We start from the raw sequence: 15,329 nt of genomic DNA, 5'->3' as shown, positions 1-15,329 counted from the left end.
TATTATCTTAATTATTTAACTTCTACAAATTTACCATCTTCAACTTTAACTTTAGTAAATACTTTCATTGCATCACCGATAGAATCAAATTTAGTTTCTCCAGTAACACCTGGGTAATTAATCTTAGCTAATTCTTCTTTTATAGCTTTTCTATCTGCTTTTCCAGCACTTTCAATTGATGTTAAAATCATTCCCGCACTGTCATATGCTTGAGCTGTTAAACTACTTGGCATTGAACCATATTTGTCTTTGTAAGAATTAACAAAATTGGAAACAGTCTCGTCAGTACTTCCGTGGAAGAAAATAGTTGGGAAGTGAATATTTTCAGCACTTTCTTTTGCAAGGTCAATCAATTGCTGACTATAAGCATTAGAGAAGCCTACGAATTCAATATCAGGATTGATAGCTTTGTATTGAGATGCGAATGGAGCAAGAGCATTATACATTGCAGCTACGATTATTACTTCTGCACCAGCATCGTTTAATTTAGAAATGTTAGGACTATAATCAATTGTTCCATCAACAACTTCTTGATAATCAACCACAGTTCCTCCTGCTTCTTCTACAAGAGATTTTGTGATTTCTGCAGTTTTTATACCCCAGTCTGTCTTAACTGCCAAGATTCCCACTTTTTTCTTACCTATAGTTTCAACTGCTAAATCAACTGCTTGTTTTGCCTCAACGTTGATGACAGTATTATTTCTAAAGATAAATTCTCCTTCTTTTGTATAATCAGGATGTGAAGCTGATGGTGATATCTCTACAATACCTGCTTCTTGGTATTTAGGAGATGCAGCCATACATACACCACTCGCAAAATGACCAACAACTGCTTTTATAGATTTGTCAGAAACTATTTTTTCTGCGATTGTAGCAGCTTCTTCACCATTGTTTTTGTCATCGTATACAACTAATTCAACTTCTTTTCCAAGAACTCCACCTTTTTCGTTCCATTCATCAACTTGAAGTTGTACAGCGTTCTTAAATCCTGTACCATATTCTGCAAAGTCACCAGTTAATGGACCAACAACTGCAATCTTAACCTTGTCTGAACCTTTACAACCTGTAAATAAACCCATAATAAGAATTATAACTAATAAAACAGATACTTTTAATTTCATAAATATTTCCTCCTTTTATTATTTATAAAGTTACTTAAGTACTTCCTCTTTTCATATATTACATATGAAAATCAGACTGGGTAAACACCAAGGTATTATTTATTAAGCATTATTTTGAGGATTTCCACGTCTGTTTCTTTCATACCTTCACGCCCAAGTCTACCCATAGCAGAAATAGTGTTTTCCACTGTTTCTTTTACAATCCCTGTTTCAGCCTCATAAGCATTGCCTTTCATGGCAAGGAAATGAGCCATTATTGCTGCATCCAGACTAGATGCAATCTTTGCTGCACATGATGCTTTTGCTCCATCACATACAATACCAGAAACATTTGCTAGAGTGTTAGTTATTGTTTTTTCGATTTGTTCTAAGCTTCCATTTTCAAGATAAGTCAAACCAGCTCCACTACCACAAGCTGCATTAACTGCTCCACAATATGCTGATAGTCTGCCTAAATTAGTTTTTTGATGAATTGTAATTAGATTGGCTAATACTAAAGCCCTGTACATCTTTTCTTTGTCATATCCTTTTTCCTGTGCATAGATGATAACAGGTAAAGATGTTGCCATTCCTTGATTTCCACTACCAGAATTGGTTACAACTGGTAAACTGCATCCACTCATTCTAGCTTCTGATCCAGCAGCTGCATATGCTCTAACTTTAGTAATTATGTTATCCCCAAAACACTCCATAAGCATATTACCTATATTGATACCATAGTTACTTTTTAGTCCTTCATTAGCTATTGCTAGATTATACTCAACCTGATTATCCAAGAATTCTTTTACATCTTCCAGCTTCACTGATTTAGCGAATTCGTAGATATCTTTTACATTTAATATATTTCTATCTGATAATGATTCGTTAAAATTATCTTTGGTATATGACTTTTCAAATAATACTTCTCCATTTTTCTCGATCTTAGTGATATTCACGTGTGTATGTACAATCTCCACCAACGAGTATTCATCTTTGAACTTGGCTTCTACAATAATGTGTAGGTTCGCATCGTTCTTAATCATTTCGATTTCGCACATATCTGTATTCATTAAATCTTTTATCTTTTCTATGTCCGAATCTGTTAGATTATTTAACAACTGCATTTCTTTACTAGAATCTCCTACTATAAGTCCTGCGTAGACACTTGCTTTAATACCTTTTAAGTTACCAGTATTAGGAACTATAACAGATTTTGCGTTTTTTATAATATTACCACTACATTTAATAATTACTTCATTTGGGAAATTCCCAAGTACTTCTCGTGATTTAGCTGCTGCATAAGCTATAGCAATTGGCTCTGTACAACCTAACGCTGGAACAAGTTCCTGTTTTAGAATATCGATATAGCCTTCATATATTACTTTATCTAAATTCACCTATCTTGCACCCTCCAATCCTTTGTGTATCATTTTGATACTATAGTCTCGTTTTTGTTTCATGTACTTATAATACACACTTATTTGACATTTGTCAACATAAATTTTATTATTATTTTAATATTTTTATGCATTTTAATTATAATTTAGGCTATATCCAACTTTTGGTATTTCTGTACAGAGTTATTGTTTTAGTATTAATGTATCATTTTGATACGTTTATGAGACACAATTAGATACATAGATTTATTAATGGGTACAAAATATATCTACATACATATTGAACTAACTTGAGGATAGATATATTAGAGCATTAAAAAACACCACCAGATTTAATCTGATGATGCTCAATATAATATATTAGATATTTTTCATTTTTTTACTAAATGAGTATGAAGCTAGCATAAGTATTATGACAGCATATCCAATGACCCACCATATATGAGGAAAAATTTCTGCATATTCACCTGCCAGTGCTGCTTTACCAGCATCTACTGCATGAACAAAAGGTAATAAATATGCTATCTTCTGAAATGCTCCACCAACTAAATTCAAATCAAACCATGTACCAGAAAGCCAAGCTGTAAGGTTTGTCAGTAACACACCACAAATTCCACCAACTTGTTTGTCATTAAGTAAACTTCCAGTATAAAAAAAGATTATCTCTTATACGTTTTTCTATACCTTATACGATAAAATACGTTTAGCGATAAACCAAATGTGTCTAGTAGTTATATATATATATTATACATACCCTATCACCTTAATTTCACTAAACATAATTTATCTGGGGCTAATAAAATGTATCATGAGATAATCTTAATTTTATATTTTTTTATAATGCGATTAACGGTTATATCAACCTTATAAATAATGATATTTACACTTTTAATTTCTTTCAATATTGCTTATAGATTTATTTCATTAGATAAATTCTTGCTTCATATGGTTGTAATACTTCTTCACTGACTGATTGTTTATAGTTACAAAGTATTAATTCCTTGTCTTTTTTGTATTGTTCAGGAATCATACATTCAATAGTTTCACCGTAAAAATTACAAATAACCAATAATTCAGTATCTTCAAGTGTTCTTGTATAAGCGAAGATATTAGGGTCTTCTTCTAGAAGTAATTCAAACTTACCATCAATAATTACAGGATATTGTTTACGCAGCGCAATCAATTTTTTATAATAATTAAATATTGAGTTATCATCTTTTAATGCTAGTTCTGCATTGATCTCAGTATAATTAGGATTTACTTTTATCCAAGGTTCCCCTTTTGTAAAACCAGCGTTATCTGTACTATCCCATTGCATTGGTGTTCTTGCATTATCTCTACCTTTAGCATAGATTGATTTCATTACTTCTTCTTTAGTATAACCTTTTTGAATACGTTCTTCATATATGTTCAAAGTTTCTATATCACGATATTCATCAACCTGATATTTTACATTGGTCATACCTAATTCTTCACCTTGATATATGTAAGGTGTTCCTTGCATACAATGAAGAACTGTTGCCAGCATCTTAGCAGATTCTACTCTATATTCCTTATCATTTCCCCAACGAGAAACAATTCTTGGTAAATCATGATTATTCCAGAATAAACTATTCCATCCACAACCATGTAATGCAACCTGCCATTTAGATAAAACTTTTTTCATTTTTATAAAGTCTAGAGGGGCTAAATCCCATTTTTCTTTGCCTTCTTCTTGGTCTAAACCAATATGTTCAAATTGGAAAACCATAGAGAATTCACTATTGTCTGGATTACTGTATAGTTTGGCAAGTGAAGGCGTTGATCCCCATGCTTCTCCTACCGTAATAAGATCTCCTTTTTGGAAAGTTTCTCTACTCATTTCCCTAATATAATCATGTAGTTTAGGTCCATTATTAGTAATCTTAAGGTCAGGTTCTTTTGCTATCTGATCGATAACATCTAAACGGAATCCTCCTACTCCTTTGTCCATCCACCAATTAATCATATTATAGATTTCTTCTCTAACTTTTGGATTATCCCAATTCAAGTCAGGTTGTTTTATAGAGAATTGATGAAAATAATATTGACCTAATTCTTCAACCCATTCCCAACAAGAACCTCCAAAACAAGCTTTCATATCATTAGGAAGCTCTCCTTTTACTCCATCTCTCCATACATAATAGTCATGATATTTATTATCTTTACTCTTCTTTGCTTCCACAAACCATGAATGCTCGTCAGAAGAATGGTTCAACACCAAATCCAATATTATCTTTATATTATGCTCATTAGCTCTAGCAATAAGATTCTCCATGTCTTTTATACTTCCAAACATTGGGTCTATGTCCATATAATCGGAAATATCATAACCATTATCATCTTGAGGTGATTTACAAACTGGCGATAACCAAATAGCATCAATTCCAAGCTCTTCCAGATAGTCTAATCTATCTATAATCCCTTGTAGATCTCCTATCCCATCACCATTACTATCCTGAAAACTACGAGGATATATCTGATATACTACTGAGTTTTTCCACCATGGCTGCTGGTTATTGTTTTGCATTTTTTCCATCCTTTCTATTGTATATGATAACTTATTTTACATTTCTATATACATATTGTCAATATATTCATAAGTCTTACAACAAACATACTAATTATCTTACATATATCCTTTTTTTCTTAAGACTTTCCCTTGATCAAAGCCTTCCTTAAAGATGCACTAACTCTTTGCCTTACTCTTTTACCGAACCCATCACAATTCCCGTAATTAGATATCTTTGTAATATAGGATAAATCATCAATAATGGAATTACTGCTACTACGATTTTGGCTGCATTTAAGTTCTGGTTGGATACTTCCATAACGTTACTCAATGCAGTTGCACTCTTTCCAGCTCTTAACAATTCTTCAATACTAACGCTTAAGGATTGAATATAGGTCATAAGTGGATAATTCTTTATTTTTGTTATATAAATCAATCCACTGTAAAAATCATTCCATGATCCCACAATACTAAACAAAGCAACTGTTGCAATGGATGGAACTGCACAAGGGATATATACTTTAAATAATACCTGAAGTGGTTTTGCTCCATCAATGATTGCTGCTTCCTCTAATGATTTTGGAATACCAATAAAAAAATTCATAACCAAAATCACACTAAAAATAGGTACTGCACAAGGGAGGATTAAAGACCATATGGAATTTAAAAGTCCCAGTTTTTTTACCACTAAATAGGTAGGAATCATCCCACCATTAAAAAGCATGGCAAAGATTAATAAACCTATATAGATATTTCTTCCACGAAACTCCCTTTTTGTTTTAGAAAGAGGATATGCCATTAAAACTATTAACAATATGTTCAAACCTAATGCTATTATAACTCGAATTACAGATATACCAAAAGATCTCCAAAACTGGACATCGTCCATAATTTTTTGATATGCAGCCGTTGTAAATTGTACAGGTATCAAACCTACCCTATTTGCTGAAACAGCTGCGCTACTGCTAAAAGAGATCGCAACAATATTCCATAAAGGAAGTAAACATAATAATGCCAAACTAATAACAATAATATATATTAGTAAAGTTCTCATTCGAGCTTTAATACTTCTATTTTGTATCATCAATTTTACCTCCTAAAATATTTTTCTATCAGTATATTTTTTTGCAAGTCCGTTAGCAGTTAACATTAGAATCATACCAATAACAGACTTAAATAATCCAACCGCCGTAGCAAAGCTATACTGACGTCCTACAAGACCAATACGGTATACATAGGTATCCAATACATCTCCTGTCTCATATACCATTGGTGTATACAGATTATAGATTTGGTCAAAACCAGCACTCAAAATACTAGTAAGACTCATCGCAGCCATTAGTAAAATAATAGGTAACATTCCAGGTATGGTAATATTTATAACTCTTCTCCACCAGCTTGCACCATCTATTGCAGCTGCTTCGTGAAGCCCTGGATCAATAGCTGTAATCGCCGCTAGATATACAACAGAATTATAACCAAATTCTTTCCAAACATCTGTACCAATTATTAAGGGTCTAAACCAGCTATTGCTTCCCATAAAATTAATTTTATCAAGTCCAAATGAAACTAATATCTGATTAATAGTCCCATCAAGATTAAACATATTTACAACAACAGCTGCCAAGACAACCCAAGACAAAAAATGGGGCATATAAACAATGGTTTGAACTGTCTTCTTTAAGAACTTCTTGCTAATTTCATTAAGCAAAATTGAAAAAGCAATTGCCATAAAAGTTCCTAAAAGAATTTTTCCAACTGCAATTATCAAAGTATTTTTAACTATCTGAGCAATATCAGGTAAAGATATCATATACATAAAATGTTCTAAACCAACAAAACTAGAACCGAAAATACCCTTTGCAGGAACATAATCCTGAAACGCCATAATGATTCCAAACATGGGTATATAACTAAAAATCAGCAAAAAAATTATACCAGGAATCATCATCATTTGATACATGGCTTCTGATTTTGCTATATTAACATTTTTAATTAGTGTCTTCATAGAAACCTCCTTTTATCCAAGATAAATTAAATCAATTTATCTATGAAATATAAGGGACTGCTTCAACAGTCCCCTTTATCTTGTTTATTTTTTACTTTAATGTTTCTTGAATTTCTTTAATAATTTGAGCACCACCTTGTTTGTTCCAATCATTTACAAAGGCGTCAAATTCATCTAATGATGTAGCTCCTATTATAATTTTGATAAACATTTCTTCTTCTAATTTTTCTAGATTCGCCCAATTAGTTTTCATTGTGTCTGTTGTTCCCCAAAATACTGGGTTAACCCAATTGAAGGTTCCTTCATTTGTTAACTTTTCAATTAGAGCAACACCTTTCATTCTAGAATGATATTTTGCCCAATCAGTCACATTAGAGTTTTCGTAATCTTTCAAATATTTAGTTACGTTCTCAATAATAACTCTAGATTCTACAGTACGTGCTTCCTCAATTGGAATTTCACCATTAACGCCTCTTCTAATATCCGAGTAATCATCAAGTAATGATGTATATTTATTAATCTCAATATTAAATGGTCTGGTAGCACCATCAACTGCATCTACGTGGTATTTTGACACCTCAGGTGCATCTGTTGCAAGAGTTTTGCTGTTTGCAAATTCATCATAGAATATATTAGCAATCTTAATTGCTAATTCAGGATATTCATACCCCTTTCTTACTACAATAAAACCATTAGATGCATTATTATGGAATACATTAGCTTTACCATTTTCATCTTCAATCACGTAAGCAGAAAATACAGCATTATTATCCATTGCTCTTATATTATTAAGTAACCAGTCAGGAATATGCCAGGCACCGAAAACAATTCCACTTTGTCCGTTTATGAGAAGAGCAGTAATATCATCCCATGTTCTCGTACCGAATTGAGGATCAAGAATTCCTTCTTGATACCATTTTTTTACTACACCCAAAGCTTCTTTTGTTTCCTTGGTAGTAGAACCATAATAAATATTTCCACCTTCATCTTGCAGCCATAATTTTGGGTAAGCTCCAAAAGCATTAGCGATACCTGTCATACAGTGATTAGAACCACCATAATCATTTGAATTTAACCAATAAGCTAAAGGAATACCTATGGGATTACCACTATTCCCTGGGTCTTTTTCTCTAAATGTTTTGGCTACCATTTCTAATTCTTCAATTGTAATACATCCATTTCCATCTTCATCTATTATAATATCTAGTTTATCTAGCCAATCTTGTCTAATCCATACCTCTGAAGGCGCACTATCAACATTGGTTCCTGGTAAAGCCATTAGTTTGCCATCATACATTGCAGTATCTAAAGCTCTACCATCATAAGAATCATATATAGATTTTAGATAATCGCTTCCATAAGTATCATAAACTTCTGTTAAATCAGCTATCAAATCATTTTCAACTAATTCATCCAATATATTTTTATCTCCCACACGCATCATATCAGGTAAGTCTCCTGAGCTAATTGCTAAAGATACCTGTCTATCATAATCTTCGCCATTTGCTTCAAATGCATCTACACATACTGCATTCAGCTTTTCTTTTACATAGCGGGTATATGCATTATTCTCATATGTATCACCTTCAGGTAGTTTAGAGTTTTGTACTGTTAGACGACCTAAAGTATAAGTAATTTCTTCAGTATACTTACCATGAGCATTTTCTCCTACTTCAGTACTTTCTGTAACTTTTGAAGAATCTTTATCATTACATGCTACTAACGAAAAGCTTATTATGCTTATCAACATTAAAACTGTGATCTGTTTTACAATAGAATTATTATTCATAATTACCTCCCAATTATTTGAATAATCGATTTCATATTATTTTTTAATTTTAATCTTCATTATTTGAATTCATCTCAAACTTAATCAGCGGCCGTTTAATATAAGTTGTTTTTAGTATAACACCCTCACCATATTGAGTAAACGCAAGAAAATCCTGATTTATAACACTTTTTCTTGAACATTTAGCTATACCGTACCACACATTGCAAAACCATATTATAAATGCTATAATTTATAGCAAATTATGAAGGAGGTTCATTATGTATCGTATATTAATTGTTGATGACGAAAGTGATGAACGTCAAGTCATCCGATTTCTTTTAGATAGATATAATTTTGATTTGAATATTCTAGAAGCATCTAACGGAAAAGAAGCATTAACAAAATTAAAAGATTGTCCTTCTGATATTTTATTTACCGATGTTAAAATGCCTTTTATGGATGGTATAAAATTAGCTTCTAGCGCAAAGGAACTTTTCCCTAATATCCAGATTATTTTTTTTAGCGGACATGACGATTTCGAATATATTAAAAAGGCATTGTCGTTAAGAGCTGTTGATTATATTTTGAAACCTATAAACCCTTGTGAATTTCAAAAAACCATTTCATTGGTTCTGCAAAGAACAGAACAATTACAAAAAGAAATAGCTGACAAAAAAAAACATGATCTTTATCTAAAAAATCATATTTTATATCGTTTAATTAATAAAACATGTTTGGAAACTCTAATAAAAGAATATCCCACTATTAATCTTTCATATTTAATGGATTATTCTAGGTTATTTCTTCTAGAATTTGATGAACCATTATTTGATAATTTACAGAGTGAAGGTTTTCATTCTTATAACGATAAAATACATAGAATTATTGATATGCACTTTGATTTTATTAATTTGAACCCTTTTCAAAGTCTCCTTTTATTCAAGAGCAAAAATAAACCACCCATATACTATAGAGAATTAGCGATTAAAATACAAAATTATATTTCTACTATATATGAAAGAAAGTGTTTCATTTCGATTAGTAATGAAATCACCCAACCCAATGATATTTCAAAAGCTTACGAGGAAGCAGAAGGTTATTTGGAAAATCGCTTCTTTTTTTCCGATACTTATGTTTATTCTATAGAGACTTCTTTTATCAATAACGAACATAATAGTGAGCAAGATAATTATTTGCTTCAAGCCATACAAAAAGATATACAATTAAAAGATATCTACAGTCTTAAACAAGATATAAATACAATGTTCCAAAAATACCGAAATAAGCAGTCTTTGTCACACATATATATCCGTTTTCTTTGTTCTAATTTGTTACAGATACTCTATAAAGAACTTCCTGAATACAAAGAAAGCGAATTCACTAAAAACATAACAAACATTTATTCCAGTCACAGTTTTGAAGAAATTCAAGAATTTTTATATGATATTTTAGATAAAGTCATTGAGAAGTTTGAAACTGAACAGCTATCACCAAAACATGCTATTCATCTTATAAAACAATATATTCATACACATTATGGTGAAAACTTAAATCTTAATGTTTTGGCTGATAAGGTTTTTCTAACCCCAAGATATTTGAGTACCTTATTTATTCAAGAAATAGGCTATGGTATTAATAGGTACATTAAAAATCTAAGGATGGATAAAGCTAAAGAGCTACTCATAAATACAAATATAAAAATAACCGATATCTGCAAAACCGTAGGATATTCCAATGTTTCATATTTTTGTAAAAGCTTTCAAGAAAACTTTGGTATAACTCCCGAAAAATATCGGCAAAAACACATATAAATGATGGAGGAAAATATGTATAAATTTAGAATATGGTTTAAAAATCTTAAATTTAGAAATAAAATTACTCTAACCTGTTTAGTCGTTAGCTTAGTACCTATTATTATGCTTGGTAGTTTTTCTTATCTTCAAATTCGCAACTTACTAATTAATCGCGAAAAGGAAGTATTGGTAGAATCTCTAAGTCAAGCACATAATTCTTTAGAGCATATGACAGCATCTTATTGTGATGTCATGAGTTATATTATATGGGACAATAATTTAACAATTGCACTTAATTCTAGCTATAACAATAATTTTGAGATGTATTTAGCTTATAAAGAAGTTATTGATCCCTTATTTTCAACTGTACGTTCTCTTCATAATGAAATAGAAGCTATTACCGTCTATAGCAATAATAATATTAATCCTCATGGAAATATATTACGTCCTTTATCAGATATTGAAGATTCAAATTGGTTTAATCCTATATTAGATACAACTGTACCTCACTTTATTGTTTCTTCTGATAAGCATCAATTAGCTATAATATGTCAGTTATTAGATTCTACTAGACAGTATACTAACATTATTAAAATGAGTATTAACTATACTGAAACTTTTGCTCCATTGTCCACTCTTTTTGATAATTCATATGGTATTGTTATTATAGATAATGATGGTAACCCAGTTTATGAATATGAAAATTTTTATGATAAAGAAGCTGTTTATAGTATGTCTCACAATCAATTATTATCAAAATTAAATGAAGGCAGCTTAGATAAAGATTACGTCTTTGAGGTCAAATATTTACCAACTTCTAATTGGACTGTTTATCTATATCGACCTATTAGCACCGTTTCTGCTGCTGCAAGTCAGATAACTATTACTATATTCTTCATCATCATTATATGTATACTTTTCTTGCTATTTGCTAGTTATTCACTTTCAAAAGTAATAGTACGTCCATTAGAAGAGCTTACAGACAACATGGAGCAAGTTGAATCCGGTAATTTATCCGTAACTGTCACTCAAGAGTCAACTGATGAAATCGGTATTTTGATTCAACGTTTTGGATATATGGTAAATCGCATAAAATATATGATTGATGAAGTATACAAAAGTAAGATTCTTCAACAAGAATATGAAATGAAAGCCTTGCAGGCACAGATTAGCCCTCACTTTTTCTATAATAGTCTCTCTCTTATAAATAGTAAAGCAATATTGGCAGGTCATGAAGACATAAGCCATATGGCTCAGTTTCTTTCATCTTTTTATCGTACTACATTAAATAAAGGTAAAAATACAATTTTAGTAAAAGATGAATTTAAAAACGTGACAAGCTATATCCAAATTCAATTGATGATGCATAGTTATACATTTGATGTATCTTATGATATTGATGATGATATTCTTAATTATACCATGTTAAATTTACTTTTACAGCCCCTTGTAGAAAATGCCATTGTCCATGGGATAGATCACAAAGAAAGTGTAGGACATGGTTTATTAACCATTATTGGTAAGCAATCCAACAATAATCTAGTGTTTACTATTACAGATAATGGTTGTGGTATTACTACTCATGTTCTAGAATCAATCTTAACTACAAAAACAAAAGGATATGGTATTCAAAATGTTCATCACCGTGTTCAGCTTTATTACGGTAAAGAATATGGTTTATCTTATGAGAGTAAACTTAGAAAAGGAACAATAGTATGCCTTACTATTCCTAAAAATATATCGTGTTAATATAATAGTTGATTGTTTTAACAATAACAAGTTTAATATAAGTAAAATGCCTCTTTTAAATATAGGTGATTGACTTATTATAAAAGGATAAGGACATTTTACTTATGTTTATAATAATTAAATATCATCTTTTGAAGCTACTATTTATCGCACATAAATTTTCATTATTCCTAATTCCTTACCTTCACTTTCTCCATATGGTTTTATGGTATAAGCACCAACACTAGCAGGAACTATAAATGTTTCAGCATAATGTACAACAAATGGTTGGAATCTATTTTCAGGACTTTCTACAATGGCTTCTCTTCCTTCCACTAGATTCAATACATTCACTCCACCTTCAGTATTAAGTGATACTTTTTCGCTAAACCAATATCTCCTGGTTTCAATGAATTCTCTTTCGTGAAGTCCTGTACGTTCTTCTCTCCATCCGTTACCCTCATCAACTGGCTCAACTCTATTAATAAGATTCTTTTTAACCCAGTCAGTATCTCTGTCCCACTGAATTACTTGTTCACCATGATTAATATGCACTGGACGAGGTTTTCCATCAAGTCCTAGTCTTTCCCAGTCCCATAATTTGAATGTAAATATATATGGAGTAGCACTAATCTCCAAAACCATACAATCATTACCTGAACAATGAATTGTTCCTGCTGGTATTAAGAAATGATCATGTTTTTTGGCACCAAATTTGTTTACATATTTTTCATCAGGGAATGTTATATTGCCTTTTTCAGCTTCTTTCAGGTCATTAATGAGCGCTTCCTTGTCCACATTTTTCTGTACTCCAAGATATACATTGGCATTTTCCTTGGCATCAAGCATATAGTAACTCTCATCCTGAGTATAGTGCATACCAAACTTTTCTTGAATGTATTCAGTTAATGGATGTACTTGAAGGCTCAGATTCTGTCCTCCCATTGTATCTAGCATATCAACTCTTATAGGAAATTCTGTACCAAATCTCGAATGAACTTTTTCTCCTAATAATTGATGTGGATAGAAAAACACAACATTGATTGAAGGTGTCTCCACAATTGTATCACCATATTTTAAGTACAGGCTATTCTCTTCTGGTACACAGTCAAAACACCATGCAAAATTTTCAGAATCCTTATCTAGGTCGCAAACTTCTTTCATCCATTGTCCACCCCATACCCCTTTGTCAAAGTATGGAACAACTCTAAACGGACCATTAACAGTTTGTTCCAACCCTGCTGTAAATGCCTTTTTAGTTATCATTTTAGGAGAGTTGGATTTATTTGTATCTAGTATATAAGCTACATCCTTATACAGTTTTTTCTTTAATCTATCTGCCACTCTCCACTCTACGAAGAATCCTCTTTTATATTTTTTCAATAAGTCCTCGTCGTAATTTTCCATCTTCCAATTGGCTATTTCTTTTCTACGATAGCGTAATTGTATTTCCCATCTTGCCAGATCAGCATATACTAAGATATCTCCTGTATCTATTATAGAAGCTCCTGTACCGTATACGAGTACAACCCCTGTTTTAATTCCTTCTATCTTTTGTCTTGCTTTATCAACTAGTGTTTCATCAAAAAATTCGTCCATGGTTCTACAGCTTAGAACTCCAAAAACCCTATCATCTGTTAGTTCACGCTGAATCATATTAGTGATTGTATTTCCATCAAAACTATAATCATCAGCATCAATTAATAACTCTGGATTTAGTTTCTTTATAAAAGATGTTAATACTTCTTCTTTGTTCACACCAGGATAACATTCAATCGTTACAACCGTTTTACTTTTTCCATCAATAGTAATTTTTCTTAATATTTCCTGGGATATTTCTTCGTAGCCAGTAAAAATTTCGTCTTCATATCCTTTAATCTGCACTACTGGTCTTTTGTCATAATTTGATTTGTACATTTTTACCTCCATATTATCTTCCTTGTATGCTAAGCAACAGTTAGTCTTTTTTTATAAAATTAGCTTTACCTATACAAAATGGTCTAAACAAGCTGCTCCAATAATTCCTGCGTTATTTCCCAATCCTGATGCAGTGATTTTAGGTAATTCCATTGATTTACAATATATATTTTCCTTAACAATTTTACGGATAGGTTCTAATATAAATTCTCCTTGCTTACTGATACCTCCTCCTATGACAATTCCTTCAGGATCTAATATGTTGACAATGTCAACGATTCCTTGGGCAACATTGCTTATATACTTAACAAACACTTCATTAGCGGCTTTGTCACCATTATGTATTGCATCAAATATATTCCTACCATCTAATCTGCCAGAAGATTTCCTTTGTTTTTCTAATTCAGAATCAGGGTATTCGTCAGCCTTTTCATTAGCCATACGAATCAAAGCACTAACAGAACCATATGCTTCCCAGCACCCTTTTCGTCCACAAGTACATAATTCACCATTATCAGCCATCATTAAATGCCCTAAAATACTTGAGTTACCATTTTTACCACGATATAATGTATCGTCAATAATTATTCCTCCACCAATTCCAGTACCCAAGGTGACCATTACCATAGATGAATATTTTTTTCCTGCTCCAGCGATATATTCTCCTAAAGCAGCACAATTCGCATCATTTTCTAGGTATACTGGTATATGAAAGTATTTTTTCATGGCATCAATAAGATGTATATTTTCCCATCCAATATTATTGGAATACAGTACTATACCATTCTGTCTATCCAACATTCCTGGACATCCTATCCCAATATGCGTAATATTTTTAATATCAGCTTTTTCAATCAGTTCATTGACTAGATTTGCCATTCTCTGAATAAGTTTTTCTGGGGACTCTGAGCTATTTGTATCAATTTGGTTTCTATCAATGATTCTGTTATTCTCATCTACAATTCCTGCTGACATTGTTGTTCCACCTAAATCTATTCCTATTTTCATCTATATCAGCCTTTCAGTTACTTATATTTATGTTTAACATCATTAAATGTAATACGTACTTTTTATATCAACACGGA

11 protein-coding genes are annotated in these 15,329 nt (G+C 31.6%); 2 read left to right on the top strand and 9 right to left on the bottom strand.

Features of this window, described 5'->3' with window-relative positions:
* Positions 1-11 precede the first annotated feature (11 nt).
* The 7 genes from AACQ14_RS12150 to AACQ14_RS12120 all read right to left on the bottom strand — a co-directional run bounded on the left by AACQ14_RS12150 (position 12) and on the right by AACQ14_RS12120 (position 8,824).
* Positions 12-1,121 (bottom strand): ABC transporter substrate-binding protein, encoded by a 1,110-nt coding sequence (locus AACQ14_RS12150; protein ID WP_339363860.1) that lies wholly within the window; start codon positions 1,119-1,121, stop codon positions 12-14.
* Between the two features lie 95 nt (positions 1,122-1,216).
* Positions 1,217-2,497 (bottom strand): L-cysteine desulfidase family protein, encoded by a 1,281-nt coding sequence (locus AACQ14_RS12145; RefSeq protein ID WP_339363859.1) that lies wholly within the window; start codon positions 2,495-2,497, stop codon positions 1,217-1,219.
* 360 nt (positions 2,498-2,857) lie between these two features.
* Positions 2,858-3,100: a hypothetical protein gene (locus AACQ14_RS12140; protein ID WP_339363858.1), complete on the bottom strand. Its 243-nt coding sequence runs from the start codon at positions 3,098-3,100 to the stop codon at positions 2,858-2,860.
* A 313-nt stretch (positions 3,101-3,413) separates the two neighbouring features.
* Positions 3,414-5,045: a glycoside hydrolase family 13 protein gene (locus AACQ14_RS12135; protein ID WP_339363857.1), complete on the bottom strand. Its 1,632-nt coding sequence runs from the start codon at positions 5,043-5,045 to the stop codon at positions 3,414-3,416.
* Between the two features lie 172 nt (positions 5,046-5,217).
* Positions 5,218-6,111: a carbohydrate ABC transporter permease gene (locus AACQ14_RS12130; RefSeq protein ID WP_339363856.1), complete on the bottom strand. Its 894-nt coding sequence runs from the start codon at positions 6,109-6,111 to the stop codon at positions 5,218-5,220.
* Positions 6,112-6,123: 12 nt separating this feature from the next.
* Positions 6,124-7,035 carry an ABC transporter permease gene (locus tag AACQ14_RS12125; protein WP_339363855.1) on the bottom strand — a complete coding sequence of 304 codons (912 nt, stop codon included), beginning with the start codon at positions 7,033-7,035 and terminating at the stop codon, positions 6,124-6,126.
* Between the two features lie 91 nt (positions 7,036-7,126).
* Positions 7,127-8,824 carry a type 2 periplasmic-binding domain-containing protein gene (locus AACQ14_RS12120; RefSeq protein WP_339363854.1) on the bottom strand — a complete coding sequence of 566 codons (1,698 nt, stop codon included), beginning with the start codon at positions 8,822-8,824 and terminating at the stop codon, positions 7,127-7,129.
* Positions 8,825-9,084: 260 nt separating this feature from the next.
* Here AACQ14_RS12120 and AACQ14_RS12115 point away from each other — a divergent pair, with 260 nt between their 5' ends.
* Positions 9,085-10,617: a response regulator transcription factor gene (locus AACQ14_RS12115; protein ID WP_339363853.1), complete on the top strand. Its 1,533-nt coding sequence runs from the start codon at positions 9,085-9,087 to the stop codon at positions 10,615-10,617.
* A 15-nt stretch (positions 10,618-10,632) separates the two neighbouring features.
* Positions 10,633-12,348 carry a sensor histidine kinase gene (locus AACQ14_RS12110; protein WP_339363852.1) on the top strand — a complete coding sequence of 572 codons (1,716 nt, stop codon included), beginning with the start codon at positions 10,633-10,635 and terminating at the stop codon, positions 12,346-12,348.
* 144 nt (positions 12,349-12,492) lie between these two features.
* Here the strand turns inward: AACQ14_RS12110 and AACQ14_RS12105 are convergent, their stop codons facing one another.
* A complete protein-coding gene (locus tag AACQ14_RS12105) occupies positions 12,493-14,244 on the bottom strand; it encodes a class I mannose-6-phosphate isomerase (protein ID WP_339363851.1) in 1,752 nt (583 codons plus the stop codon).
* A gap of 69 nt (positions 14,245-14,313) precedes the next feature.
* A complete protein-coding gene (locus tag AACQ14_RS12100) occupies positions 14,314-15,252 on the bottom strand; it encodes an ROK family protein (RefSeq protein WP_339363850.1) in 939 nt (312 codons plus the stop codon).
* Positions 15,253-15,329 lie beyond the last annotated feature (77 nt).

Source organism: Vallitalea maricola (genome assembly GCF_036985595.1).
Classification (GTDB): Bacteria; Bacillota; Clostridia; order Lachnospirales; family Vallitaleaceae; genus Vallitalea; species Vallitalea maricola.
Note: the sequence above shows the minus strand (reverse complement) of the source record. Positions and strands in the feature narration are given on the sequence as shown.

What these genes read in the sequence shown, in the direction of transcription:
- AACQ14_RS12150 (WP_339363860.1), bottom strand. Translation starts at nt 1,121, where the DNA reads ATGAAATTAAAAGTATCTGTTTTATTAGTTATAATTCTTATTATGGGT.
- AACQ14_RS12135 (WP_339363857.1), bottom strand. Translation starts at nt 5,045, where the DNA reads ATGCAAAACAATAACCAGCAGCCATGGTGGAAAAACTCAGTAGTATAT.
- AACQ14_RS12130 (WP_339363856.1), bottom strand. Translation starts at nt 6,111, where the DNA reads ATGATACAAAATAGAAGTATTAAAGCTCGAATGAGAACTTTACTAATA.
- AACQ14_RS12125 (WP_339363855.1), bottom strand. Translation starts at nt 7,035, where the DNA reads ATGAAGACACTAATTAAAAATGTTAATATAGCAAAATCAGAAGCCATG.
- AACQ14_RS12120 (WP_339363854.1), bottom strand. Translation starts at nt 8,824, where the DNA reads ATGAATAATAATTCTATTGTAAAACAGATCACAGTTTTAATGTTGATA.
- AACQ14_RS12115 (WP_339363853.1), top strand. Translation starts at nt 9,085, where the DNA reads ATGTATCGTATATTAATTGTTGATGACGAAAGTGATGAACGTCAAGTC.
- AACQ14_RS12110 (WP_339363852.1), top strand. Translation starts at nt 10,633, where the DNA reads ATGTATAAATTTAGAATATGGTTTAAAAATCTTAAATTTAGAAATAAA.
- AACQ14_RS12105 (WP_339363851.1), bottom strand. Translation starts at nt 14,244, where the DNA reads ATGTACAAATCAAATTATGACAAAAGACCAGTAGTGCAGATTAAAGGA.
- AACQ14_RS12100 (WP_339363850.1), bottom strand. Translation starts at nt 15,252, where the DNA reads ATGAAAATAGGAATAGATTTAGGTGGAACAACAATGTCAGCAGGAATT.